Origin of the sequence: Archangium violaceum, assembly GCF_016859125.1 — a bacterium.
GTDB lineage: Bacteria > Myxococcota > Myxococcia > Myxococcales > Myxococcaceae > Archangium > Archangium violaceum_A.
The window spans coordinates 12,378,111-12,402,227 of record NZ_CP069338.1; the positions used below are offsets into that span (position 1 = coordinate 12,378,111).

At 69.1% G+C, this 24,117-nt stretch carries 20 protein-coding genes; 11 read left to right on the top strand and 9 right to left on the bottom strand.

Translation table 11 applies throughout. From position 1 onward, the window contains the following. Positions 1-46 precede the first annotated feature (46 nt). On the bottom strand, positions 47-3,559 hold the full coding sequence (gene metH / locus JQX13_RS52250; protein ID WP_203406815.1) for a methionine synthase: 3,513 nt from the start codon (positions 3,557-3,559) through the stop codon (positions 47-49). Continuing rightward, entirely contained in the window at positions 3,556-4,449 is an 894-nt protein-coding gene (locus JQX13_RS52255; RefSeq protein WP_203406816.1) for an ArsR/SmtB family transcription factor, read from the bottom strand. Before JQX13_RS52255 ends, metH begins: the two co-directional genes overlap by 4 nt. A gap of 106 nt (positions 4,450-4,555) precedes the next feature. Here JQX13_RS52255 and JQX13_RS52260 point away from each other — a divergent pair, with 106 nt between their 5' ends. Further along, positions 4,556-5,431: a patatin-like phospholipase family protein gene (locus JQX13_RS52260; RefSeq protein ID WP_203406817.1), complete on the top strand. Its 876-nt coding sequence runs from the start codon at positions 4,556-4,558 to the stop codon at positions 5,429-5,431. 16 nt (positions 5,432-5,447) lie between these two features. Here the strand turns inward: JQX13_RS52260 and JQX13_RS52265 are convergent, their stop codons facing one another. From JQX13_RS52265 to JQX13_RS52275, 3 genes are read right to left on the bottom strand one after another with little or no spacing between them, the layout of a single operon-like run. Next, entirely contained in the window at positions 5,448-5,888 is a 441-nt protein-coding gene (locus JQX13_RS52265) for a CoA-binding protein (RefSeq protein ID WP_203406818.1), read from the bottom strand. Further along, positions 5,885-6,790, bottom strand: coding sequence for a hypothetical protein (locus tag JQX13_RS52270; protein WP_203406819.1), 906 nt, complete (start codon positions 6,788-6,790; stop codon positions 5,885-5,887). The genes JQX13_RS52265 and JQX13_RS52270 overlap by 4 nt, the downstream gene beginning before the upstream one ends. 17 nt (positions 6,791-6,807) lie before the next feature. Beyond that, positions 6,808-8,145 (bottom strand): flavin monoamine oxidase family protein, encoded by a 1,338-nt coding sequence (locus JQX13_RS52275; RefSeq protein ID WP_203406820.1) that lies wholly within the window; start codon positions 8,143-8,145, stop codon positions 6,808-6,810. A gap of 214 nt (positions 8,146-8,359) precedes the next feature. On the opposite strand from JQX13_RS52275, the gene JQX13_RS52280 reads away from it, so the two are divergent. Both JQX13_RS52280 and JQX13_RS52285 read left to right on the top strand, forming a co-directional pair. Then, positions 8,360-9,196, top strand: coding sequence for a DUF2381 family protein (locus JQX13_RS52280; protein ID WP_203406821.1), 837 nt, complete (start codon positions 8,360-8,362; stop codon positions 9,194-9,196). Further along, complete coding sequence (locus JQX13_RS52285) at positions 9,193-11,085, top strand: protein kinase domain-containing protein (protein ID WP_203406822.1); 1,893 nt, start codon at positions 9,193-9,195, stop codon at positions 11,083-11,085. The genes JQX13_RS52280 and JQX13_RS52285 overlap by 4 nt, the downstream gene beginning before the upstream one ends. A gap of 957 nt (positions 11,086-12,042) precedes the next feature. Here the strand turns inward: JQX13_RS52285 and JQX13_RS52290 are convergent. Together JQX13_RS52290 and JQX13_RS52295 are read right to left on the bottom strand one after the other, a co-directional pair. After that, the gene (locus JQX13_RS52290) at positions 12,043-12,273 is read right to left on the bottom strand and encodes a hypothetical protein (RefSeq protein ID WP_203406823.1); all 231 of its coding nucleotides are present in this window, start codon (positions 12,271-12,273) and stop codon (positions 12,043-12,045) included. Positions 12,274-12,410: 137 nt separating this feature from the next. After that, complete coding sequence (locus tag JQX13_RS52295; RefSeq protein WP_203406824.1) at positions 12,411-13,055, bottom strand: TetR/AcrR family transcriptional regulator C-terminal domain-containing protein; 645 nt, start codon at positions 13,053-13,055, stop codon at positions 12,411-12,413. Positions 13,056-13,150: 95 nt separating this feature from the next. Between JQX13_RS52295 and JQX13_RS52300 the strand changes: the two genes are divergently transcribed. Further along, entirely contained in the window at positions 13,151-14,704 is a 1,554-nt protein-coding gene (locus tag JQX13_RS52300) for an FAD-dependent oxidoreductase (RefSeq protein WP_203406825.1), read from the top strand. Positions 14,705-14,792: 88 nt separating this feature from the next. On the opposite strand, the gene JQX13_RS52305 is transcribed toward JQX13_RS52300, so the two are convergent. Continuing rightward, the gene (locus tag JQX13_RS52305; protein WP_203406826.1) at positions 14,793-15,113 is read right to left on the bottom strand and encodes a DUF2795 domain-containing protein; all 321 of its coding nucleotides are present in this window, start codon (positions 15,111-15,113) and stop codon (positions 14,793-14,795) included. 178 nt (positions 15,114-15,291) lie between these two features. Here JQX13_RS52305 and JQX13_RS52310 point away from each other — a divergent pair, with 178 nt between their 5' ends. The 5 genes from JQX13_RS52310 (at position 15,292) to eutB (ending at position 21,103) form a co-directional block, all read left to right on the top strand. After that, positions 15,292-16,893 carry a YiiX/YebB-like N1pC/P60 family cysteine hydrolase gene (locus tag JQX13_RS52310; RefSeq protein WP_203406827.1) on the top strand — a complete coding sequence of 534 codons (1,602 nt, stop codon included), beginning with the start codon at positions 15,292-15,294 and terminating at the stop codon, positions 16,891-16,893. A 12-nt stretch (positions 16,894-16,905) separates the two neighbouring features. Continuing rightward, positions 16,906-17,184 carry a hypothetical protein gene (locus tag JQX13_RS52315; protein WP_203406828.1) on the top strand — a complete coding sequence of 93 codons (279 nt, stop codon included), beginning with the start codon at positions 16,906-16,908 and terminating at the stop codon, positions 17,182-17,184. A gap of 50 nt (positions 17,185-17,234) precedes the next feature. Continuing rightward, positions 17,235-18,089: a SirB1 family protein gene (locus tag JQX13_RS52320; protein WP_203406829.1), complete on the top strand. Its 855-nt coding sequence runs from the start codon at positions 17,235-17,237 to the stop codon at positions 18,087-18,089. Between the two features lie 4 nt (positions 18,090-18,093). After that, positions 18,094-18,654 (top strand): NUDIX hydrolase, encoded by a 561-nt coding sequence (locus JQX13_RS52325; RefSeq protein WP_203406830.1) that lies wholly within the window; start codon positions 18,094-18,096, stop codon positions 18,652-18,654. 121 nt (positions 18,655-18,775) lie between these two features. Beyond that, a complete protein-coding gene (gene eutB / locus JQX13_RS52330) occupies positions 18,776-21,103 on the top strand; it encodes an ethanolamine ammonia-lyase subunit EutB (RefSeq protein WP_203406831.1) in 2,328 nt (775 codons plus the stop codon). A 3-nt stretch (positions 21,104-21,106) separates the two neighbouring features. Here eutB and JQX13_RS52335 read toward each other — a convergent pair whose 3' ends face one another. After that, positions 21,107-22,084 carry an alpha/beta hydrolase gene (locus tag JQX13_RS52335; protein ID WP_203406832.1) on the bottom strand — a complete coding sequence of 326 codons (978 nt, stop codon included), beginning with the start codon at positions 22,082-22,084 and terminating at the stop codon, positions 21,107-21,109. Positions 22,085-22,370: 286 nt separating this feature from the next. Between JQX13_RS52335 and JQX13_RS52340 the strand changes: the two genes are divergently transcribed. Both JQX13_RS52340 and JQX13_RS52345 read left to right on the top strand, forming a co-directional pair. Beyond that, on the top strand, positions 22,371-23,138 hold the full coding sequence (locus JQX13_RS52340) for a lysophospholipid acyltransferase family protein (protein WP_203412613.1): 768 nt from the start codon (positions 22,371-22,373) through the stop codon (positions 23,136-23,138). Continuing rightward, complete coding sequence (locus JQX13_RS52345; protein ID WP_203406833.1) at positions 23,135-24,112, top strand: SDR family oxidoreductase; 978 nt, start codon at positions 23,135-23,137, stop codon at positions 24,110-24,112. Before JQX13_RS52340 ends, JQX13_RS52345 begins: the two co-directional genes overlap by 4 nt. Positions 24,113-24,117: the final 5 nt, after the last annotated feature.

Sequence of the window (24,117 nt, forward strand, 5' to 3'; positions counted from 1 at the left end):
CCTCACCCACATGAGACCACCTTCAGGGAGCCGGCCCGGGAGCCGCTCAGGTCACCGCGAAGTAGTGCGCCTGCGGGTGGTGGAAGACGAGCGCGGACACGCTGGCCTCCGGCTCCATCATGCAGCCGTCGGTGAGCTGCACGCCGATGTCCTCGGGGCGAAGGGCCTGGAACAGCAGCGTCTGATCCTCCAGCCGGGGGCACGCCGGGTAGCCGAACGAGTAGCGCTTGCCCTGGTACTCGGCGCGGAAGCGCTCGAGCATCGTCATGTCGGGCTTGTCCGGGAAGCCCCACATGCTGCGCAGCTGGGTGTGCAGCATCTCCGCGTAGGCCTCGGCCGTCTCGAGCGCGAGCGCCTGCACCGCATGCATCTTCAGGAACTCGCCCTTCGCCTTGAACTCCTCGCTCAGCTCGCGGATGCCCTGCCCCGCCGTCACCACGAACATGGCCATGTTGTCGCGCGGCTCGCCGTTCTCCAGCGGCTTCACGAAGTCGGCCAGGCACAGTCCGCCCGCCTTCTCCTGACGCGGCAGATCGAACACCACGACGGGCCGGCCCGACTCCCCGTCGAAGAGGTGGATGCGGTTGCCCTCGCTGCCCACCTTGAAGAACTGGAACACGGCCCTGGCCTGCATGCGCCCGCCGCGCAGCTCGCCCTTGATGGACTCCACCTGCTCCTTGAGCGCGAGCGCCTTGCGGCCCTCCTCCGTCTTCGCCAGCTCCGCCTCGGCGGGAGTGCCCAGCGCGCGAGACGCCGTGCGCAGGCCCAGGTGCCGCCCGTAGAGCATCACCGGGTTCACGAAGCGCCAGATGGTGTCCAGCGGCGTGTTCGCCAGCACGTGGCGCGTGTAGTCCGGCGCCGGAGGCACCTGCTCCAGGATGGACACCTCGGGGCTGCGCGCCGCCGCCACCGGGGCACCAGGCTTGGGCCGATCCTTGTCCTGCTGCGCCAGCTTCGTGCGGCGCTCGGCCAGCTCGCCCTTGAGCTTCTCGTGCGCGGCCGGGTCGACGAGCTGCTTGGCCAGCTCCAGGCCGCTCATCGCGTCCTGCGCGTACGCCACCGTGCCGCCGTAGGCCGGAGCGATGTTGCGGTCCACGAAGTTGCGGCTCAGCGCGGCACCACCCACCAGGATGGGCACGTCCACGCCCTGGCGCTTCAGGTCCTCCGCCGTGGCCACCATCTGGTGCGCGCTCTTCACCAGCAGGCCGCTCAGTCCGACGATGTCCGGGCCGTGCTCGCGCACCGCCATCACGAGCTGCTCGGGCGGCACCTTGATGCCCAGGTTCACCACCTGGAAGCCGTTGTTGGCGAGGATGATCTCCACCAGGTTCTTGCCGATGTCGTGCACGTCGCCCTTCACCGTGGCGAGCACGATCTTCCCGCGCGAGGCCGCCTGGGCCTTGCTCATCCTCGGCTCCAGGTAGCTCACCGCGGCCTTCATCGCCTCGGCGCTCTGGAGCACCTCCGCGACGATGAGCTCGTTGGCGCCGAAGAGCCGGCCCACCTCGTCCATGCCCTTCATCAGCGGGCCGTTGATGATCTCCAACGGCGCGTACTTCTCCATCGCCAGCTCCAGGTCCGCGTGCAGGCCGTCGCGGCTGCCCTCGATGATGTAGCGCTGCAGGCGCTCCTCGAGCGGCAGCGTGCTCACGTCCGCCTTCTTCGGCTTGCGCTCTCGGAAGTGCGCGGCGAAGGGCGTCACCGGATCCGTACCCCGGTTGTAGAGCAGGTCCTCGGACAGCTGGCGCTCCTCCTGCGGCAGCGACGGGTAGCGCTCGAGCTTCTCCGAGTTGACGAGCGCCATGTCCAGGCCCGCCTGGACGCAGTGGTAGAGGAACACCGAGTTGAGCACCTCGCGGCCCGCGGTGGGCAGGCCGAAGGACACGTTGGAGATGCCCAGCACCGTCCTGCACTGGGGGAAGCGCTGCTTGATGAGGCGCACGCCCTCGATGGTCTCCACCGCGCTGCCCGTGTACTGCGCATCACCCGAGGCGCACGGGAACACGAGCGGATCGAAGTACAGGTCCTCCGCCTTCATCCCGTACTTGCCGGTGAGCAGCTCGAAGGAGCGCTCGGCCACCTCCAGCTTGCGCTGACGGGTGACGGCCATGCCCTTCTCGTCGATGCAGCCCACCACCAGCGCCGCGCCGTACTGGCGCGCCAGCGGCACCACCTTCTCGAAGCGCTCCTCGCCATCCTCCAGGTTCACCGAGTTGATGATGGCCTTGCCCTGCGAGTACGTGAGCGCCATCGCGATGACGCGCTCGTCCGTGGAGTCGATCATCAAGGGCACGCGCACCTTCTTGACGACCACCTCCAGGAAGTTGCGCATGTCCTCGAGCTCGTCCCGGTCCGGGTTGGCCAGGCAGACGTCGATGACCTGCGCCCCGCGCTTCACCTGGGCCCGGGCGATCTCCGACGCGTCCTCGAGCTGGCCCGCGACGATGAGCTCCTTGAACTTCTTGCTGCCGATGACGTTGGTGCGCTCGCCGACGATGACCGGGCGCTCCTCGTCGCGCACCTCCAGGAAGTCCACTCCGGAGAGCGTGGAGCGCGGCGGCGGCACGTCGCGGCGGGGCTCGAGGCCCTTCACCGCGTCGGCGATGGCGCGCACGTGGCCCGTGTGCGTGCCACAACAGCCCCCCACCACGTTGAGCCAGCCCTGCTCACAGAAGCGGCGCAGCGAGCGCGCCAGCATCTCGGGCGTCTCCAGGTAGTGCCCGTTCTCGTCGGGCAGGCCCGCGTTGGGCACGCACGACACCGCGAAGGGGCTCATGGAGGCCAGGGAGCGGATGTGGTCCGTCATGAACTCGGGGCCCGTGGCGCAGTTGAGGCCCAGGTACAGCAGCTCCACGTGCTCCAGCGACACCGCCAGCGCCTCCACGGACTGGCCCGCCAGCATGGTGCCCATGGGCTCGATGGTGCCGGATACCGCCACCGGCAGCTTCCACCCCAGCTTGACGAAGGCCCGCTCGCACCCGAGCAGCGCCGCCTTCACGTTGCGCGTGTCCTGGCACGTCTCGAGCAACAGGTAGTCCGAGCCGCCCAGCGCCAGCGCCTCCGCCTGCACGGCGAAGTTGTGCACCAGCTCCTCGAAGGTGATGCCACCCGTCACGCTGATGGCCTTCGTGGTGGGGCCGATGGAGCCCGCCACCCAGCGCATCCGCCCATCCCGGGCCTCGGCCTCCAGCGCCGCCTCGAGCGCCAGCTTCGACGCCGCGACGTTGATCTCCACCGCCTTGTGCGACAGGCCGAACTCGCCCAGCACCAGCGGCGTGCCGCCGAAGCTGTCCGTCTCCGTCACGTCCGCGCCCGAGGCGAGGTACGTCTCGTGGATGCTCTTGATGACGTCCGGCCGCGTGAGGACGAGGTGCTCGTTGCAGCCCTCGTACTCGGCCCCGCCGAAGTCCGCCGCCTTGAGGTTCTTCTGCTGCAGCAGCGTGCCCATGGCCCCGTCCAGCACCAGCACGCGCTCGCGCATCGCGGCCCGCAGGGCCTCCACGCGGCGGCCATGCTCACCCGGAGGAAGAGGAAGAGGGGTGGGAAGGTGGCTGCTCATTTCTTGACTCCAGTGATGAGGAAGACGCGGAAGGGACTCGCCCCCTCGCGTGCATGCGTTTCGCGCGTGAGGGCGCCAAAGCCCACCTCGCGCAGGGAGGTCTCGAGCGTCTCCGGCGCGAAACCGAGGTGCCGGTGGCCCAACCGCTCCAGCACCCACCGCTCGTCGTGCGGCATCAACTCCAACAACACCAGCTTGCCCCCGGGCTTGAGGATGCGGGCGGCCTCGGCCAACACCGCCGGGGGGGACTCCACGTGATGGAGGCTCTGGGAGATGACCACCAGGTCGCGCTCGCCCGAGGGCAGCGACAACCGGTGCAGATCCTCTCGAAGGAAGGTGATGTTCGAGCGGCCCTCGCGAGCGGCGCGCTCCCGGGCCTGCGCCAGCGCGGCGGCGCTCTGGTCGATGGCCCACACCCGCGACGCCCATCGCGCGATGGCCACCGACAGCACGCCCGTGCCACACCCGAAGTCCGCCACGTCCAGCGCCGGCAGCAGCGAGGCCAGGGCTCCCGCCCACAGGAACCAGGACTGCCCCGGCTCCAGCAACCGCTCGTTGAGGGCCTGCCGATCCTCGCGCTGCCGCAGCAGGTCCTCGAGCCTCGCCGAGTCTCCCTCCTCGTCCGCGGCCTCGCGTGCCAGACGGATGAGGGGCCACCGGGAGTCCGTCGGCTCCAGCGCCAACGAGTAGTAGGTGAAGCCCGCCTGCCGCTCCTCGCGGATGAGCCCCAGCCCCTTGAGCTTCCCCAGGTGGTGCGACACCGAGGACTGCGCCACCCCCACCAGGGACACCAGCTCCGACACGTTCAGCGGCGCCCGCGCCACCAGGCGAAGGATGCGCAGCCGCGTCGGGTCACCCAGGGCCCGGAAGGATTGGGAGAGTTCCTCCATATCGTCGAATCTACATATGTCGATACGCCGTGAAAGACCAGAGGGAGCACGCCCAGAATCGACGCGGCGCGTTGCCATGTGTGGAAGGGTCATCTAGAGACGGGACATGCCCGCTCCCTCCCTGCGCCAACTTCTCGAAGGCAAACGTTTCGGACTCGTCCTCTCCGCCGGGTACTTCGGCTTCTACGGACACGCCGGCTTCCTCAAGGGGCTGGCGGCCACGGGCCTGAAGCCCACCGCGTATGCCGGGACGAGCGCCGGGGGCCTGGTCGCCGCGTACGCCGCCGCGGGAGCGAGCGTGCCCTTCATCGAGGAGCTGGTCCTCAAGCAGACGCGGCAGGCCTTCTGGGATCCGGACCCCATCGGGGCGGTGATGAACGGGTTCCCCGGTGATGGCCATGGGGCCACGGGCCTGCTCAAGGGCGAGCGCTTCCGCAAGCTGCTGGAGCGGACGCTGCCGGTGCAGAGCTTCGAGGAGCTGCCGTACCCGCTGCTGCTCGCGAGCGCCAACCTCTCGCAGGGGACGCACGAGATCTTCACCTCGGGCGAGCTGGCGCCCCGGGTGCACGCCACGTGCGCCTACCCGGGCCTGTTCCGAGCGGTGCGCCTGGGCCGCGACCTGTACTGGGACGGCGGACTGGTGGACAAGGCGCCCGCGCTTTTCATGAGGGAGAGCGCCTTCGGCAAGGACCTCGACGCCATCCTCGTGCACTACCTGCCGAGCCGTACGCGCAAGATGCTCGGCGGCCCCATGGCGTATGCCCAGGGCATCGCCGCGGGCTCGGCGGCGCTGCGGCACGATCACTTCCGGCTGCAGCTCTCACTGCTCAGGGAGCGCGGCTTCCCCGTCTACGTGGTGGTGTCCAACCTGCCGCCGGTGTCCCCGACGCAGATGGAGCGCGGCTTCGATGCGCTGCACCAGGCGAAGCTCAGCGCCGAGCGCGCCATGGCCCGGCCTCCCGTCCCCTTCGAGGAGGCCTGATTCAAATGAGGGGCGTTCAGCGTCCGTAGCGCCGGTGGTCCACCATCAGGCAGCGGTCCTGCACCACCTTGATGCCCGCCTCGGCCAGCCGCCGGGCCGCCGCGTCGTTGCGGATGCCCGACTGGAACCACACCGCCTTCGGCTTCTTGGCGAGGATGTCGTCCACGTGCTGGTCGATGTCCCGTGGCCGCCGGAACACGTCCACCAGATCGATCTCCCCCGGGATGTCCACCAGCCGCCGGAACACCGGCCTGCCGAGGATGTGCGTCACGTCCGGGTAGTAGACGGGCACCGGTACCACGTCCACGCCCGCGTCGGCCAGGTACCGCGGCACGTAGAAGGCCGGCTGGCCGTCCTGCTGCTCCGTCTTGATGCCCAGCACCGCCACGCGCCTGCTGCCCTGCACCACCGCGCGGATGCCCGCCTCGTCGCTGATGAGGTTCTGCTCGTAGCTCATCGCCGCTCCTCCTCGGGCGCGCGCGGCGACTCCAGCGCCGACCGCGTCGCCCACGTCCAGGTCTCTCCGTCCAACGTCGCCTTCAGGGTGAGCTCGCGCCGCACCGGCAGGAAGCGGCCCCTCCCGAGCAACTGTTCTCCCTCACACTCAACCCCTGGCGTCAGCGTCGGGTTCCCCGCCATGACCAGCGTCTCGCGCACCTCCTGGGAGGCCTCTTCTCCCGGCGCCTCCAGGCAGCGCAGCGTGAACACCAGCGCCTCGCCCTGCTCGGTGGGCCGCGTGCCATGGAAGGTGCGCTCCAGCAGATACGCCACCTCGTGCCCGCCCAGGCGCACCGTGCCCACCGCGTAGCTGCGTTGCCCGGGAGCCAACGTCCCCCCGTAGATGCCCCCGTACGCCACCTCCCACTCGCCGCGCGTGCGCGCCTCCAGCGCGTCCGGAGCGAAGAAGTCCTCCAGGAGGGAGACGTCCTGGCCAGGCGGAGCCACCGCCTCGAGCGCCGCCAGCGCGGCCTCCGGCTCCACCACCTCCACGTAGGCGCCATCCGCCGCGAGCCGCACGCGAAGGACGAAGCGCGTGAGGACATCATCCACCAGCGTCTCCACCGGAGCCCCGTTCAGCGAGTAGCGCGCCTCCGTCACCCGCTGCGTGAGGAGCCAGCCGCCCTGCTCGCGCGTGAAGCGCGTGACGGTCGTCAGCGCCGCCTCCTGCGAACCCGGAGCGCCACTGCGTCGCAGGGTGCTCTTCACCGTCTCCGTGAGGAGCGAGTCCTCGGGGGGCCGGAACTCGAGCCGAAGAGGACGAGGCGTGGTCGGCTCGGGCACCGGAGGAAGGACCTTGCGGCTGCACGCGGTGGCCGAGGCCACGAGGAGCACCAGGGAGCACGAACGAAGGAGTCGCATGACGTCCGCGCACGCTGTCAGAAAGCACCCCTGCTCGCGAGCGCTTCGTTCCCCAGGAGCTCGCGAGCCGCGCGAAGCCCGGTCGCGAGCGCGCCATGGACGGTGCCCTCCTCGCCCTCGAGGTGGGTGGCCTCGCCGGCGAAGAACAGGGTGCCCTGAACGGGCCGGGCCAGGGCATCCATGGCATCCACGGCCCCGGCCGGAATGACGCAGTACCCGCCCCGGCTGAAGGGCTCCCGCTGCCAGTCCTGGACCCGCCAGCTCTCGACCTGCTCCTCGAGCGCGCGCCGGGGGAGTTTGAAGATGCGCCCGAGCGACTCCACCGCGTGCCGGAACACCTCCTGCTCGCGAAGCCGGGAGAGCGCCTCGGCGGCGGGGCCACCCGTCCAGCCCACGAGGTAGCGCGAGCGCAGGGGCGAGAGCGTCCACCAGGTGGGGATGGAGAGCCGTGGGGCATGGAAGAAGCCATGGCGCCGGGTGTCCTCGCGCTCCTCCCAGAAGGGCGAGCGGAAGCGCAGGAGCACCTTCACGAGGGGCCCCATCTCGAGCCGGGCCATCGCACGCTCCTTCTCCGGAAGGCGAGGGAGGAACCGTACCGCGCCGGGCTCGGGAGGCGCGGCCTTCAGCACGCCCAGGGGTAGCGACACCACGGCCCGCCGGGCGCGGAAGATGCCAAGAGGAGAGCCCTCGCGCGTGCGAGCGCGCACCTCCACGCCCCGAGGCGACCACCTCACCTGCTCGGCGACGGCATTGAAGAAGAGCGTCTGGGGCCGGCGCATCAGCCCCCGGACGAGCGGCGCCAACACCCGATCATACCCCTGGAGCGCGCGAGAGGGCGCGATGCCTCCGAGCGCTTCCGCGGCGCGCTCCATGCGGGCGATGGCGAGCGAGCTGGCCGTGTCCACGGTGGCCGCGTAGAAGCCCTCCACGTAGGCGCGGGCCAGAAGGACCTTGCGCTCGGACCAGAGCCCGGAGCGGGCGTGCTCGGAGAGCAGCTGGCCCACGGGTCGGTCCGGGGGCTCGGCGCTGGCGAGGTCTTCCACGAAGTCGAAGTCCGCGTCTCCGTCCCGAAGCCTCCCGCGCCAGAGCAGGGCGTGCGAGTCGTTGCACGTGCCCACCTTCACCCGGGCGCTCCGGGCCAGTTTCTGGAGGAGGCGGGGCTTGCCGTGGAAGAACTCCGCGCCCAGTTCCAGGGGGGTGCCATCGAGCGCGTCACGCACGGTGTCCACCCGGCCTCCAGGGCGGTCACGGGCCTCCAGCACGACGATGCGCAGGCCCGCGCGGGTCAGCCGGTCCGCGGCGGCGAGCCCCGAGGCCCCCGCTCCCAGGACGACCACGTCGGAGGAACAGTCCATGCCTCTTCCATGGACACGCCCGGCGCGAGCATCAGGGAGCGAGCCTCGGGCCCATGCCAACCTGAACGGAGGGTAGAGCGACCAGGAGGGGCTCGTCTCCAGCCCATGCACCATCTCCAGAGTCATTTCCAGCAGGGTGACCGCGCGAGTGGTTTTGCGCTTGTCCCCTCGGATGGCCCTCCCCTACCCTGCGCGCCTGTTCGTCGAGGCCCCCGTGCGCCCTGGTCCCTGGCTCCTCCTGCTGTCGCTGCTGCTCTCCACCCTGGCTTCCGCGCAGGACCCGCCCAATGAACAGGCGTTCCAATGGCGCACGCTCGTGGCTCCCGCCAGGCCCGACGAGGTTCCTCCCCTGGAGCTACACATTCGCGCCGGAGTGGCCACGCTCGTCCGGTTCGAGGCCCCCTTGCGGCTCGGAGCCATGAGGCATCCGGCACACGAGGAGCGCATCCAGCTCGTCCGGATGAACGACGAGACACTGATCATCATCTCCACCACGAACCTGGCCGAGGGTGAACAGATCCCGCTCATCGTGGAGGCCGGGCCCGGTGCCAGGCCCCTCCGCTTCGTGCTCATCACCCGGCACGACACGGTGGATGTACAGGTGCGCGTGGTGCTCGGACAGGTGTCCGACGATGGGGCGGAGGCGGAGTCCATGGCCCGGAACCTCCTTGCCGCGCCGGATGCCCGCGCAACGCTCGCCGTCCCACGAGAAACGGTGAACTCCGATCCAAGGGAGTCACGGGGACAGGTCCAATCCCTGCTCTGGATGGGGCGGCGCTTCTTCGCCACCGTGACCGTGCACAGCCGTAAAAAGGGCGCACCACCCTGGAGACTGGTTCAAGCACGCCTGCGGGCAACGCTCCCGGATGGAACCCTCCTGGAATGGCCCGCGCACCTGACTTCTGGAACAGCAAGCCCCATCCGTCAGCGCTACATCGTGACCGACCTTCTCCCAGAAGGAGCCTCGAGGCTGGAGCTGGCACTGGACGGACAGGACTCACCCGGAGCCTACCAACGCCTTCCCATGGAGGAAGTGCCGACCCGCCCATGAGCCCGCCCATCCATCCCAACCAACTCCGCGCGGGGGACCGCGTGAGGGACTTCCACATCGTGCGCCAACTGGGTATCGGAGGATTCTCCTTCGTCTTCCAGGTGGCACGTGGAGGGCGCCAGTACTCGATGAAGATGGCGGCCCGGCCTCCCTCGGCGGAGGATGAGGACCAGGTGGATGCATGGATGCGCCGCGAGGTCGCCTCGCTGGAGTACCTCGACAACCCCCACCTGCTGCCAGTACTCGAGTGGGGCCGGTGGCCCGATCCGGAAAGGGGTTACGCCTGGTTCGTCACCCCCTACGTCTCGGGGAGTACGTTCCACGTGTGGCGCTGGCGCGAACGTGCATCGCTCCACCGCGCGGTGGGCGTGCTGTGCGAGTTCCTGAAGACGCTGGAGACACTGCATGAGCGCGGCGTGTGCCACCGGGACGTCAAGGCGGACAACCTCCTGGTGCGCCAGGGAGATGACAGTCCGTTCCTCATCGACTTCGGCTCGGCGCACCTGCCCTGGGCGCGCCCCCTGACGGAAGGGCTGGCTCCCGGAACCCTCTACTGCCAGCCTCCCGAGGCCATCGCCTTCGTGCTGTTCGACGCCACGCGCCCGGGTTCGCGACTGGAGGCGCGTCCCGCCGCCGACCTGTATGCCATTGGCGTCCTGCTATACGAAACCCTCACCAACTGCCGTCCCCTCAGCACCCGGCTGTCGCTGGAGCAATCCCTGGTGGCCATCGCCACCACCTCCCCCCTGCATCCCCAGCAGCTCGCCCCTACTGCGCCTACCTCCCTGTGCGCACTGACCCTGTCGCTCCTGGCGAAGGACCCTGAACACCGGCCCCCAAGCGCCCGCGCCGTGCGCGAGGAACTGGAGCGGCTGCGTGGAGAAGAAGGGCACACCGAGTCCTGGCAGGCTCCCGCGAAGCGGCCTTCCGAATGCACGGGGTTGAGGACGCTCTTCCCGGACGTGGACATGCTGGAGGAGTCGCGGGAGGAAGCACAGGAGCCGGAGCAACCCGCCGCCGCCCCTCCATCCCAGGAGATCCCGCAACCCGCGCGCACAGGGCCAGCGGGAAGGCGGACGCGGCGATTCGTCGCGCTGACACTCGGGCTGGGGTTGCTCGGGATAGGGTGGACGCTCCTCCGCGTCGCACAGGCGACTCCTCCAGAGGGTGGCTGGCGTGCGGAGCCCACCGCGCCGGCCAGTCCGGTGCATTCCGACAAAGGAACGCAGTCCGTGTCCTCCGCTCCCAACTCCGAAGCCTTCCTCTCTTCCCCTACCCCGACCCAGGCAAACTCACGCCTGTGCGTGCTGCTCACCAGCGTGCTGGGAGTGGCCGCCGCGCAACTCGCCGGGTGTGCCACCGCTCCCGTCCGGCCCGATCCCATCGGATACCTCGCGAGTTGCTCACCCGAGGCTCGCGCCACTCCCGTCAAGCTGGGCATCGTGCCCGACGAGCAAGGTTCCTTCATCGATCCGGAATCCGGCACTCCAGCATCGGATGAATCCATCGAGGATGGAGGCTCCCTCAACCTCAAGCCCGGCCCCATCTCCGCCTCCATGTTCGTGAACATGAAAGGACAGGAGTTGTACGTGAGAATCACCGGCGAGGCCGTGACGACCCCCAATCGTGTCTACATCCAGTTCGACCGTTTGTACCTGCCGGACGGCACCTCGTATCCCATCTGTGGAGTGGCCGTGGATGGCTTGCACGAGTACGGCATCCCAACGTACGCGAGGCTGCCCATGCGTGGGGCCAAGGTGGACCCGGCCCGTGTAGACAAGAGTCCCGGCAGCGTGGTGCTCAACGACCCACGCTTCGAGACGGTGTTGCAGGGACCCGAGGGCTACTACATGCCCCGCGTCAACATGGCCCCGCCGGACTGGCGCTGAGACCTTCCGTTCGGGCCTGACGAGACAGCGGCGCTGCGTGCGCCGCGTGTCTCCGGGAGGCAGGCCGGGCAGGGCACGTGCCTCACTTGTCGAGGTCGAACAGGCACAATCCGGGTTTGCCCTCCGATGCCCCCGCGCATTCTTCCAGCGGCCCGCAGGTGCCCGGCTCATCTGACTCGCAGTGCTGGATGCAGCGATCACCCATGCACGAGAAGCCTTCGGGACACACTGGCGTCTGGGAGTCGCACGAGAGCAGACACGTCATCCCCACGCGATTCTGGGACTCGCGGGCCACGATTTCGCAGACCTTGCCCGCCGGGCAGGGATGGAGCTGACAATCCGTTCCCTTGACCCGCGCGCAAATCGATACACCGTACTCCAATGCCACGCATCGTTGCCCCTCGGGGCAGGAGCGCCCCTCGCAGGTCGGCAGACACACGGAGCCCTTCGAGTCCGCCGCATGGCAGTAGAAACCCTCCGGACAACTCCGGGGCTGCTGGGGCTGGCAGGGGCGGCGGCATTTGGTGTGAGTACACGCCAGGCCCGGCGCGCACGCCAGGCTCCGCAGGAGGGGCAACTCCATGCAAAGCTGCCCCTCCGCGACCTCACCTGGAGCACCACACAAGCGCACCACGCGCTCGCCCGCCGCAATCGAATGGCAGGAGAGGCCCCCGCTACAATCCGCATCCGTTGTACAGGTGCTCGCCACACAAGCTCTCCTGAACATGAGCTGGGCCGGCAGACAGACGAGTGGGTCGTCACAGTCCTCATCGCCCTGACAGGTCCTTTCGAACGAGAGCAGCCGTCTCGCCTCCTCTGGCGCGAGGATGGGGACGAACCCGCGGCCCTCCTCGCGCGAGGAGGATACAGGGACCCCCCCCAGCAGCCTGCTCGAGGCCCACATCAAAGGAAGCGGCAGCAGAACGGCCAACAGGATGACAGGCCACGCGCGCCCCCTCACTGCCAGTCCCTCACTTCCATCTCCTGAACGCAGACCTCCATGCAGGCGTCGTAGTCATCAGGAGCACACCTGGCCCTGATGGCCGCAGGCTGGCAACCCCCACGGACCATTCTTTTGATTTCGTCCCTGAGCAATGCCTGACGCAGAACACCCGCCTCGCCCCCTACGGGACACCCGGTCCCGAGCATCAGCACCAGCAGCCCTGCCATCACGAGCACGCGCTTCATCAACCCGGCCCCCCTGAGCGCGGGAAGCGCTCGGAGGCAACAGCATAGGTCCCACCCTCCGAGTGAATCCAGCTCACACAGGAGAGAAAACCGAGCACCCACCAACACCGGTCCTATGCGGCCGGTGCCCGCGAGTCTCACCGCTCACGCGGGAGCAACTGCTCCATCCCACCGAGGATCAACTTCAGCCCTCGCTCGAAGCGATCATCGAATTTCGTGAACATCTCCTCGCCCGCGGCCAAGGCGAGCGGGAAACGTTTGCCATCGACTCGTTGGGCTCGCCGCTCCGGGTCGTACTCCTCGTTGTGTTGGCCCGGCAGCGGATTCACGGCCTGCTCCTCGATGGTGAACCCCACCGTGTAGTTGTAGACCGTGGAAAAGCCACACACCGCGTCGCGAAGCGAGAACCCGGCGTCGACGAGCTTCCGGAGAATGGTGTCCATCGCCGCGTACAACGTTTCATCGGTGAGGCGCGTGCCACTGAAGACCTTCGCGCCATCCCGGTAACCGAGCATCATCCGCCGGAGGCCCCGGGCGGTCTCGGCCAGGAACTCCTCCCAGGACTGTCTGGCACCAGGATGCTTCGTCGCCCCCACCATATCCCTGAGCATCGTGGTGGCCATCTCGTCGAGCAGCTCGTCCTTGTTCTTGAAGTGCCAGTACAGCGCGGGCGCCTGCACCTCGAGCTCGCGCGCGATCCGCCGCAGCGTCAGCCCCTCCAGCCCTTCCTCGTTCAGCACCCGCAGCGCCGTGCGCACCACGAGCTCGCGATCCAGTCCCATCACCACCTCGGTCCGGCTCGGAGCTTGACAGCTTAACGCCGTTAAATGCATCCTTAACGCCGTTAAACTCGCCTCCCTGGCGAAGGAGGAAGCACATGGAGCAGCACGTGGATGTTCCGGTTCTCATCGTGGGTGGCGGGCCGACGGGACTCACGCTCGCGTGTGAGCTGGCCCGCCGTGGCGTGGCATGCCGGCTCGTCGAGAAGGCGCTGGAGCCCTTCTCCGGTTCCCGGGGCAAGGGTCTGCAACCGCGCAGCATGGAGGTGTTCGAGGATCTCGGGGTGCTCGACGCGGTGTTGGCCTCGGGCGCGCTGTATCCGCTGATGCGCGCCTACGCCGGGGAGAAGGTCGTCTGGGAAGGTCGCATGCACGAGCCCCGCGAGCCGATGCCGGACGTGCCCTACCCCAACGGCTGGATGATCCCGCAGTGGCGGACGGAGGAGATCTTGCGCACCCGGCTCGCCGGATATGGCGTCCGCGTGGAGCTCGCCACGGAGCTGACCGGCTTCGAACAGGACGAGGAGGGAGTGACCGCCACGCTCGTCCACGCGGGCAGGACCGAGCGGGTCCGGGCCAGCTACCTCGTCGGCGCCGACGGCGGGCACAGCTTCGTGCGCAAACAGCTCGGCGTGAGCTTCGCGGGCGAGACGTACGAGACGGATCGGATGCTGATCGGCGACGTCCAGGCCGACGGGCTGGACCGCGAGCACTGGCACGCCTGGGTGAACCCCGAGACACGCACGCCCAGGGTCATGATGTGCCCACTGCCCGGCACGAACGTCTTCCAGTTCGTGGCGCCGCTCGCCCCGGACGCCGTCCCCGAGCTGTCGTTGAACGCCTTCCAGAGGATTTTCGACGAGGGGTCCAGCCGCTCCGACGTGCGGCTTCACGACCCGAGCTGGATGTCCGTGTACCGGGTCAACATCCGCATGGTGGATCGGTACCGGGTGGGCCGGGTGTTCCTGGCCGGCGACGCCGCGCACGTGCACTCTCCAGAGGGAGGGCAGGGCCTGAACACCGGCATCCAGGACGCCTACAACCTCGGCTGGAAGCTCGGTCAGGTGCTCGCGGGAGCCCCCCGGGCCCTGCTGGACAGCTACGAGGAGGAACGGCTGCCCATCGCCGCGGACGTGCTCGGCATCAGCACGAAGCTGCACCAAAAGACCGTCCGGGGAGAGCCGGATGCGCACCGGCGGGGTAAGGAGACACAACAGCTCGGACTCCACTACCGGGACAGCCGGCTCGCCCGCGACGAGCGGGACTCGCATGGACGCGTTCGAGCTGGAGACCGCGCTCCCGACGCGCCCTGTCACGACGCGGCCGGCACACCCGTGCGACTGTTCGAGACGTTCCGCGGCCCCCACTTCACGTTGCTGGCCTTCGGCGCGGTCCACGCGGACACGGTCGCCCACGTCAACGCCCGGTATGGTCCGCTCGTGCGCGCGTACACCGTTGCCGAACCGGGAGCACCCACCGGCGCGAACACGCTCGTCGATAGCCACCGGCACGCGCGTGCGGCCTACGACCTCGATGGCAACGCACTCGTGCTGGTCCGTCCGGATGGCTACATCGGGCTGATCACCCAACACCCATCCTCCGGCTCCGTGCACGAGTACCTCCGACTCGTCGCCGCCAGCCCGGTCTCCTGACAGGGATTGAAACACCAGACGCCCACGAGGACCGGCCCCCCCTGGCCGGCGCCCGCGAGCGCCTCACCTGTTGCTCAGCCCCTTGTCGCTACGGATGCCGCTGGTTCCCGTCCGGGGCGTTCTCCACCAGGTCCCGGCCGATGTTGCGCCGATCCCGATCCACCCCGTCATCGTCGTACCGGCGGCCACCCAGCGCGAACCGGCGCGCGGCCTCCGCCAGGTCCCTCATCACGTCTTCCCGGGACTGGTACTCCTCCTGCGGCAGCGACTTGAGGACGTTGATGATGTCCATGTAGGCGCCGTTGTCCTCCGCGGCGGCGACGATCTGCTCGCGGGTCGCGGGGTAGTCCACGGAGTCCAGGTGCGGCGTGATGGAGAGCGCTGGGTTCTCCGCAAATCCGAATGCCATCGTGTCCTCTGCCTTTCCGCCCGGGCCTGCCTCCCTCTCCCGGGGCTTCGGCTTCAACCTGGGGATGGAATGTCCGGCGGGCCACCTCGCGATGCCCCCTCCGTTCGCGTCCCCTGGGCAGCCAACCGGCCAGGGCCAGGGTAGATTGCTGGTTCCCAGACCCCTTTCGGGACTCCCGATGCTCTCCACCCCGCTGCTCGTCACCTGGCTCGCGTTCGCCACCCCCACTCCCCTCCCCCAGAGCACCGAGGCCGAGGGCCCCGGCGCCGATGCCACGAGTGTCTACTCGCTGGAGGATGGGGCCTTCGTGGACCAGGCCCTTCGGGATCTGGAGCTCCTCGAGCGCCACGCCCAGGGCCTGCGGGCCCTGCAGGAGCGGATCGCCCAGACGCGTGGCCTCTACACGCGCGAGCAGGACATCCCCTACACGCCCGAGGAGAAGCGCACCCTGCTCACCACCTGGGCGGCCTTCTCCGACTACTTCGCCGCGCTCGAGCTCCTCCGCCAGCGCTACTGGGACTTCCTCGAGATGCCCAAGCGCACCCAGGACACGAAGCACGCCTGGGGCTTCCTGCTCACCCACGGAGCGCTCACCACGCAGCTGGCCCACGGGCTGACGTACGCGGAGCTCACCAACGGCCGCAAGCAGCTCGAGGTCATCCTGGACGAGCCCGCCGAGGAGTACGGCCTGCCCGCGCGCACCTTCGCCCGCTTCAAGCAGAAGGCCATCCACGTCTCCACCTCCACCCAGCTCGTGACGGGGGACGCCTACGCCGAGCAGCTCCGGCCCCTGCTGAAGAAGACGGGCATCCTCAACGTGCGCCGCGCGGTGTGGCTCATCCAGGAGATGCGGCAGAACTCCAAGGTGGCCCGGGGCAAGCTGCTCGAGCGTGGACCCACCTTGTTCGCCAAGGCCGGCGCGGACGTGCTCAAGGACGCCACCAGCCGCGCCGTCTTCCCCGTGCAGCGCTCGGTGGCCGAGTGGATGGGCGACACCCGGGTGAAGCGCATCGGCCAGCCGCTCATCAAGCGCGAGCAGGCACTCGCCCTGCTGGCCCGCCTGCAGCCGGGCGACATCATCGTGGCGAGGCAGAACTGGTACCTCTCCAACATCGGCCTGCCGGGCTTCTGGCCGCATGCCGAGCTGTACGTGGGGACGCCCCAGGACTGGGTCTCCGCCTTCGACGGCGACGCCGAGGTGCGGGCCTGGCTGGAGACCCTGCCCGGTTCACCGAAGACGCTCGCCGAGCACCTGGCGCGCGAATACCCCGCCAAGTGGGCCGCCTACGGCACCCCGGACAGCCACGGAGACGCGCTGCGCATCATCGAATCCATTAGCGAGGGCGTGTCCTTCACCGGCCCCGAGCACGGCATGCGCGTGGACTACCTCGGCGTCATGCGCCCGCGCCTGCGGCCCGTGGACAAGGCCCGTGCCATCGCCCGCGCCTTCCACCTCCAGGGCCGGCCCTACGACTTCAACTTCGACTTCTTCTCCGACTCCACCCTCGTGTGCACCGAGCTCGTCTACAAGTCCTACGTCCCCTCCCAGGAGACGAAGGGCGTGCGCGTGGAGCTGGTGGACGTGGCCGGCCGGCGTACCCTGCCCGCCAACGAGTTCGTCCGCCTCTTCGACTCCGAGTACGACAGCCCCGAGGAGCGGCAGCTGGATTTCGTTGCGTTCCTCGACGGACGCGAGCAGGAGCGGGATGCGGTGGAGGGAGACGTGACGGCCTTCCGGCGCACCTGGCGCCGGGTGAAGTGGGACATCGCCCAGCAGTGAGCGAGGAGACACATGACGGAAGAGAGCGGACTGGAGATGCTGGAGATTGCCGGCAAGCTCTATGAGCGGATGATTTCCCAGCAGCAGGCCAAGGTCCTCCGCCTGGCCCGAGAGGTGGTCCCCAACATCACCCCCGAGGAGCTGCGCAACCCACATGATTTCCCAAAACTCAAGGAACACCCCACCTTCGAATTCGAGGACGGGCTGCTCTCGGGGCTCATCTCCGCGCAGGTGGCGCTCAACGCGGAAATCAAGGGCCGCCTGTTGCCCCCCGAACCTCCCCAGAGCTGACTGCCTGCCTGCCTTTGCCGTCCGCCTTCCCGTGGGTTAGTCCTTCCGCCGTGAGTATCACCTCGACCTTGAGTCCGCCGCTCGCCCGCGAACGCCTCCTGTCCGCGCTCGCGGCCGATCCCCCGCGGTTGGACCTGGCGGCCATCGCCATCGCCACCATCAATCAGCCGGAGCTGGACGCCGCGGCGTGCCTGCACACGCTGGATGCCCTCGCCTGCCGGGTCCAACTGGAGATGGAGCGGCACGCGGGCCATGGTGAGGTGATGGCGGGCCTCACCGCGCTGCGTCACGTGCTGGCGGACATCGAGGGCTTCCGCGGCAACGAGGACGACTATCAGGCCCCGGACAACAGCTTCCTGGACCTGGTGCTGGAGCGGAAGGTGGGCCTGCCCATCACGCTCTCGGTGGTGTACCTGGAGGTGGCACGGCGGGCGGGCATTCCCCTCTATGGGGTGCCCCTCCCCGGGCACTTCCTGGTGGCCTGCAGCGCCGGGGACCACAAGCTGGTGGTGGACCCGTTCCACGGGGGAGAAATCCTCACGGAGGAGGGCTGCAAGGAGCTGCTGGAGCGCGTGGCGCCGCAGCTCAAGTTCACGCCGTCCATGCTGGCGCCCGCGCCGGTGGAGCTCATCACCTACCGGATGCTCTCCAACCTGCGGCGGGTGTACCTGGAGCGCGAGGACTACGAGCGGGGGCTGGCCGTGGTGGACCTGCTGCTGATGCTGGCCCCCAACCATCCGGGCGAGCTGCGGACGCGGGCGGCGCTGCTCGCCAACCTGGGGGCCTACCGGGCGGCCCTCAAGGACGTGGAGCGCTGCATGGAGCTGTCGCCAGACGCGCCGGACCGGGAGCGGCTGGAACTGACGGCCCGGGAGTTGCGCGAGCGCGCCTCTCTGTTGAACTGAGCCGATGAGTCCCATCAAACCGTGGCTCCGCCTGCGCCGGGGCCTGGAGCATGACTACCGCGTCCTCAAGGTCCGCCAGGACGTGGTGGCGGACCCGCGCACCGGCCACGAGCACCCGCGCGTCCTCATCGACTGCCCGGACTGGGTGAACGTCATCGCGGTGACGAAGGACGAGCAGCTCGTCCTCATCCGCCAGTACCGCTTCGGCACCGAGCAGACGACGCTGGAGATTCCCGGCGGCATGGTGGAGCCCGGAGAGGACCCCGAGGCGGCCGCCGCGCGCGAGTTGGAGGAGGAAACGGGGTACGTGCCGGGCCGCGTGGTGAGGCTCGGGCAGGTGCACCCCAACCCCGCCATCCAGAACAACGTCTGTCACAGCTACCTGGCGCTCGACTGCGTGAAACAGCACGAGGGTAAACAGGACGAGGGCGAGGACATCGCCGTGGAGCTGCACCCGCGCTCGTCGGTGACGCAGCTGCTCCAAAGTGGGGCCATCTCCCACTCGCTGGTGGTGGTGGCCTTCTTCCTGGAGCGACTGCACGCCGAGGCCCCGGGCCCCCGCTGAAATTGTCGGGTGCGCAGCCGCGTTTGACGCCAGCGTCACACAGGAGACCCACTCCCGGGCCTCCCCCCCCGTGACATGTACTCCGGGCAGCACTAGCCTCTGCCCACGAGGTGAGTTCGCCATGGCGGAAAGCCTGACGCAGCCCCGCGAGGAGCAGCACCCCGAGCAGCTCCCCGTCTCCCTTCCCTCCGGCGCGGGCCATGAGGCCGCTCGTTCCCACGAGAGCGCCCCGGTCCGCGTCTCCATCCCCGACATCCTCCCGGACGAGGACGTGTTCGCCTACGTGCGGCGCGTCCGCGGCGGCTTCGAGCCCCGGCTGTACCAGCAGGTGGTGGGGGCGGCCAACGAGCTCAAGGAAGGCGACGTGGCCATCGGCGTGGCCGCGGCCGACGAGGTGTCCCGCCGCAATGCCCGCGAGCTGCTCGCGCGCACGCGACTGGGAGACCTGGACGCCCACCCGCTCATCCAGGAGCGGCTCTATTCGTACATGCAGGGGGCGCTCGAGCCGTCGGCGCAGGCGCGCACCGCGAGCTGGACGCTGGGCGGGCTCAAGGCCTTCCTGCTGTCGGCGGGCGAGGAGGACATCCACGACATCATCGACGGGCTGAGCAGCGACGCCATCGGTTGTGTCGTGAAGCTCATGTCCAACGAGGAGCTCGCCGCGGTGGGGCGCAAGGTCTTCAATCCGCTGCCCGGCGGCAAGGTGGGCGCGAAGGGCTACCTGGGCGCGCGCATCCAGCCCAACTCGCCCACGGACCACCCGGACGACATCCGCTGGCAGGTCTTCAACGGGTGGAGCTTCGCCGTGGGGGACGTGGTGCTCGGCACCAACCCCGTGTCCTCGGCGCCCGAGTCCGTGGCCGCCGTGGAGTCCGCCCTGCACGAGATTCTGGTGACGTTCGGGCTCCAGGACGTGATGCCGCACTGCGTGCTGGCGCACGTGGACGTGCAGGCGGTGGTGGAGGCCATGCAGCCGGGCACCACGGGTGTCTGGTTCCAGAGCCTGGGCAGCACCGAGGCCGCCAACCGCACCTTCGACGTCACCCTGGAGAAGATGGAGGCCCACGCCGCCGCGCGCACCGGGCGCTGGGGCATGTACTTCGAGACGGGCCAGGGCGCCGACGCCACCAACGGCCATGCCGCTGGCGTGGACATGGTGGTGCACGAGTCGCGCAAGTACGGCTTCTCGCGCGCCCTCAAGCAGCGCGTCGGCGCCGCGCAGGCCCGCGCTGGCGTCGCCGAGCCCGCCCCCTGGGTCATCGTCAACGACGTGGCCGGCTTCATCGGCCCCGAGGTGTTCCGCACCCGCGAGCAGCTGGTGCGCTGCTGCCTCGAGGACATCGTCATGGGCAAGCTGCACGGCCTGACGATCGGCCTGGACGTCTGCTCCACCCTGCACATGGACGTCTCGCTGGACGACCTGGGCTGGTGCCTGGAGCAGCTCATGCCGGCCAACCCCGGCTACCTCATGGCGCTGCCCACCCGGAATGATCCGATGCTCAGCTACCTGACCACGGCCTTCCAGGACCACGTCCGGCTGCGCCAGAAGTTCGGCTACAAGGTGGATGACCGGATGTGGGCCTTCTTCCAGCGGCTGGGTGTCATCGACGCGGAAGGCCAGCCCACCGAGCACTTCGGCGACCCGGCCTGGGTGTACCTCCAGTACCGCCGCCACAAGGGAGACACGCGCCCGGACGCCGACGTGCTCGCCGAGGCCGCGCGGCAGATGGCCGAGGTCCACGCCCGCGGCGTGCCCCTCGCGGTGGGGCATGGCGCGCAGCCCTGGGACATGGAGCCCACGCTCGAGCGGGAGATCCGCCAGCTCTACGACGACGCCAAGGCCGGCCTCTGGTCCGACCTCTCCCCGGACTTCGTCGCGACCCTCCCCGACGCCGTGCGCCTGCGCACCCGGGTCTCCACCCGCCGCGACTACATCCTCCGCCCACCCGCGGGCGAGCAGCTGGAGCCCTCCTCCGAGCGCGTGCTGGAGGCGCTGCGCGCGCGCCACGCCGGCCGATATGACGTGCAGCTCGTCATCTCGGATGGCCTGGACGCGCGCTCGCTCATGGACGAGGGCCACCTGCGGCCCTTCCTCACCACGCTGCGCGCCCGGCTGGAGGCCGCCGGACACCGCGTGGCTCCCGAGCACCTCGTGCTGACGCTCGGGCGCGTGCGGGCCGGCTACCGCGCGGGAGAGCTGCTCTTCGGAGACCCGACGCTGGAGGGGCCCCGGGCCCTCATCCACGTCATCGGCGAGCGCCCGGGCTCCGGGCACCACAGCTTCTCCGCCTACGTCACCGCGCCCCAGGCCCGTGTCTGGGCCAGTCCGGGCGCGGTGGACCACAACATCACCCGGGTGGTGGCCGGCATCTCCGACACCAGCCTGCGCCCCGAGGCCGCCGCGGTGGAGGTGGCGCGCATCCTCGGCGAGCTCACCTCCGCTTCCTGAGCCTCACCGGACCACGAGGCGCAGGAACAGCTCGATCCCCGCCCAGCTGCGCAGCCGGGTGGTGTGGCCGTTGACGGCGTGTCCGATGTCGGGAAGCGTGTCCACCCACAAGAAGGGGGAGCGGGGGTAGGCCCTCGCCTCGTTCCGGGCGTAGGACGCGTTCGCCACCACGTCGTTCTCCCCCAGCTGCACCAGCAGGGGCACGGTGATGCGCTCAACCGGGATGGACTCCGGCGAGGCCAGCATGGTCAGCAGATCCGTCAGCTGGCCGCGCGTCACGGTGTCCGCCACCTGGTTGTCGTAGGCGATGACGTCCGGGTCCGCGTTCGCCACGTCGTAGAAGAGCGCGGTGCGCAGCTCATCCGGGACGCGGACGTACGGGCCCTGCGCCAGGAGGGCACCGATGGTCGCCTCGTCCACCGGCACGGAGTGCAGGGTGTTCAGCCAGCCCGTCATCACCAGGGCCTGCGCGTCGCCATACAGCGCCTGCGCGAAGGTGGAGATGAGCGCCCCGTTGGAGTGCCCCACGTAGATGAGCTTCTCGCAGGTGTGCCTCGGCGCGGTGGCCCGGAGGTGCCGCGCCACCTGGTGCAGGGCGCTCGCCGACTCCGCCAGGTTGATGAAGTCCCCGTCCGGCCTGTCGCTCTCACCCGTGCCCGGCAGATCCACCGCGAGCACCGCGTAGCCCCTGCGGGCCATGTACCGCGCGTACGAGTAGTCCCGGCCGTCGATCTCCGGCAGGTCCCAGTACTCGTGGTTGTAGGTGATGCCGTGCGTGAGGATCTGCACCGGGCGGTGCTTCAAGCTGCCCTGGTAGTAGAGGTAGCCCACCACCGTATAGGTGTTCCCATCGGACAGCCGCACCGGGAACTCCCGCCGCTCCACCTTCACGTCTCGTGAGCCCCAGGCCCCAGCCGTGCCCGGCAACGCCAGCGCCAACCCCAGCACCAGCGCCATCCAAACGCCCATGAAACGCATCATCCGCCTCATATCGCTCCTCACTCCCACGGATTCCAAGAAAAATTGAATTACATTCAATTATAGATGGTTCTGATATTCCTGGATATCGTACAGATCCAATGAAAATTACTTTTCACATAAAGCATCGCGTGACGGGAGGTGCACATCCGCTCGCGAGGGCGGCGCGTGGCGGGAAGACAACGCATTTCCCCGGGGCCATGCGGAATCTGACACGATGGTCGCCCCAGGATGCGGAGGGGGAGAAGGCGTGAAGCAAGAAGAGTCGGTGAGGGAGCGGCTGGAGCGGATGGAGTTGCCGTTCAATGCGTATGGGGTGGACCCCTACGGTGTCTCCAAGAAGCACCTGCGCGTCTTCTTCGAGGTGATGGCCTTCTTCTACCGGAACTACTTCCGGGTGCGCTGCCATGGGATCGAACACATCCCCGCGCGGGGAAGAGCCATGGTGGTGGGCAACCACTCGGGAGGCGTGGCGGTGGACGGGGCCATGGTCATCACCTCGGCCTTCCTGGAGATGGAGCCCCCGCGGCTGGCGCAGGGAATGGCGGAGAAGTTCATCAACGCCATGCCGGTGGCCTCCACGTGGGCCAGCCGCTGCGGCCAGTTCCCCGGCCTGCCCGAGCACGCGATACGCCTCCTGGAGGAGGACCGGCTGCTGATGATCTTCCCCGAGGGCGCGCGCGGCACCGCGAAGCTCTACCCGCAGCGCTATGATCTGGTGGAGTTCGGCACGGGCTTCATGCGCCTGGCGCTCAAGACGCGCACCCCCATCATCCCGTTCGGCTTCCTGGGAGGCGGAGCGGCCATTCCGACGATCGCCAACCTCTACGGCCTGGGCCGGGCGCTCGGAATGCCGTACGTGCCCGTCACGCCCTACGTGCTGCCGGTGCCCCTCCCCGTGCCGCTGGAAATCCACTATGGCGAGCCGATGCACTTCGAGGGCACGGGCAACGAGGAGGACTCGGTCATCCTGGGCTATGTGGAGCAGGTGAAGGAGCGCATCGCGGGCATCGTCGAGAAGCGCCGGCACGAGCGCTGGAGGGGCGTTGAGCCATGAAGGTCCTCATCCTCGGTATTGGCGGAGCGGTGGCGCAGCGCGTGGCGTTGCGGCTGCGGGACAGCGGACACACGGTGATGGGCATCGACACCCGGCCGTGGGAGGACGCGCCCGCGGATGTCGAAGTGCACGAGGTGGACCTGCGCAAGCGGGCGGCGGAGGACGTGTTCCGCACGCGGCGGCCCGAGGCGGTGGTGCACATGGCCACGGTGACGTCGCTGCGCGTGCAGGGCGAGGAGCGCCACCGCATCAACCTGGGCGGCACGCGCGTGGTGTTCGAGCACTGCCGCGCCTACGGGGTGAAGCACGCCATCTTCGTGGGCCGGCACACCTTCTACGGAGCGGCACCGGACTCGGCGCTGTACCACACCGAGGACGAGCCCCCGAAGGAGCTGGCCTCCTTCCCGGAGCTGGGGGACCTGGTGGCCGCGGACCTGTACGCCTCCACGGCGCTGTGGCGCTACCCGGAGCTGACCACGTCGGTGCTGCGCGTGAGCTACACGCTGGGGCCCTCGGCGCAGGGCACGCTGGCCACCTTCCTGAGGGGCCGGCGGGTGCCCATGGTGGCGGGGTATGATCCGCTCTTCCAGTTCATGCACGAGGACGACGTGGCGGCGGCCATCGCGCTCACGGTGGACAAGCGCGTGCGAGGCGTCTTCAACGTGGCGGGACCGCAGCCGCTGCCGCTGTCCGTCATCATCCGCCACGCCCAGCGCCAGCCGGTGCCGCTGCCCATGATGGTGCTGCGCCAGCTCATCGGCCGCTTCGGGCTGCCACGGCTGCCCCCCGGAGCGCTCTACCACCTGCAGTACCCCATCGTGGTGGACGCGCGCGCCTTCCAGCAGGCCACCGGCTTCACCTTCCGCTACGACGAGGTGCAGACCATCCAGTCCTTCCTGGAGGCCCACCCTCCCCCGCGCCCGCGGCGGGAGGAGCTCTTCGACAAGCTGGAGGCACTCGGGGTGCTGAAGTAGCGGGC

Bases quoted from the DNA above. Each gene is read 5' to 3' on its own strand.
- metH (WP_203406815.1), bottom strand. From the start codon at position 3,559: ATGAGCAGCCACCTTCCCACCCCTCTTCCTCTTCCTCCGGGTGAGCAT.
- JQX13_RS52255 (WP_203406816.1), bottom strand. From the start codon at position 4,449: ATGGAGGAACTCTCCCAATCCTTCCGGGCCCTGGGTGACCCGACGCGG.
- JQX13_RS52260 (WP_203406817.1), top strand. From the start codon at position 4,556: ATGCCCGCTCCCTCCCTGCGCCAACTTCTCGAAGGCAAACGTTTCGGA.
- JQX13_RS52265 (WP_203406818.1), bottom strand. From the start codon at position 5,888: ATGAGCTACGAGCAGAACCTCATCAGCGACGAGGCGGGCATCCGCGCG.
- JQX13_RS52270 (WP_203406819.1), bottom strand. From the start codon at position 6,790: ATGCGACTCCTTCGTTCGTGCTCCCTGGTGCTCCTCGTGGCCTCGGCC.
- JQX13_RS52275 (WP_203406820.1), bottom strand. From the start codon at position 8,145: ATGGACTGTTCCTCCGACGTGGTCGTCCTGGGAGCGGGGGCCTCGGGG.
- JQX13_RS52285 (WP_203406822.1), top strand. From the start codon at position 9,193: ATGAGCCCGCCCATCCATCCCAACCAACTCCGCGCGGGGGACCGCGTG.
- JQX13_RS52290 (WP_203406823.1), bottom strand. From the start codon at position 12,273: ATGAAGCGCGTGCTCGTGATGGCAGGGCTGCTGGTGCTGATGCTCGGG.
- JQX13_RS52295 (WP_203406824.1), bottom strand. From the start codon at position 13,055: ATGGGACTGGATCGCGAGCTCGTGGTGCGCACGGCGCTGCGGGTGCTG.
- JQX13_RS52300 (WP_203406825.1), top strand. From the start codon at position 13,151: ATGGAGCAGCACGTGGATGTTCCGGTTCTCATCGTGGGTGGCGGGCCG.
- JQX13_RS52305 (WP_203406826.1), bottom strand. From the start codon at position 15,113: ATGGCATTCGGATTTGCGGAGAACCCAGCGCTCTCCATCACGCCGCAC.
- JQX13_RS52310 (WP_203406827.1), top strand. From the start codon at position 15,292: ATGCTCTCCACCCCGCTGCTCGTCACCTGGCTCGCGTTCGCCACCCCC.
- JQX13_RS52315 (WP_203406828.1), top strand. From the start codon at position 16,906: ATGACGGAAGAGAGCGGACTGGAGATGCTGGAGATTGCCGGCAAGCTC.
- JQX13_RS52325 (WP_203406830.1), top strand. From the start codon at position 18,094: ATGAGTCCCATCAAACCGTGGCTCCGCCTGCGCCGGGGCCTGGAGCAT.
- eutB (WP_203406831.1), top strand. From the start codon at position 18,776: ATGGCGGAAAGCCTGACGCAGCCCCGCGAGGAGCAGCACCCCGAGCAG.
- JQX13_RS52335 (WP_203406832.1), bottom strand. From the start codon at position 22,084: ATGATGCGTTTCATGGGCGTTTGGATGGCGCTGGTGCTGGGGTTGGCG.
- JQX13_RS52340 (WP_203412613.1), top strand. From the start codon at position 22,371: ATGGAGTTGCCGTTCAATGCGTATGGGGTGGACCCCTACGGTGTCTCC.
- JQX13_RS52345 (WP_203406833.1), top strand. From the start codon at position 23,135: ATGAAGGTCCTCATCCTCGGTATTGGCGGAGCGGTGGCGCAGCGCGTG.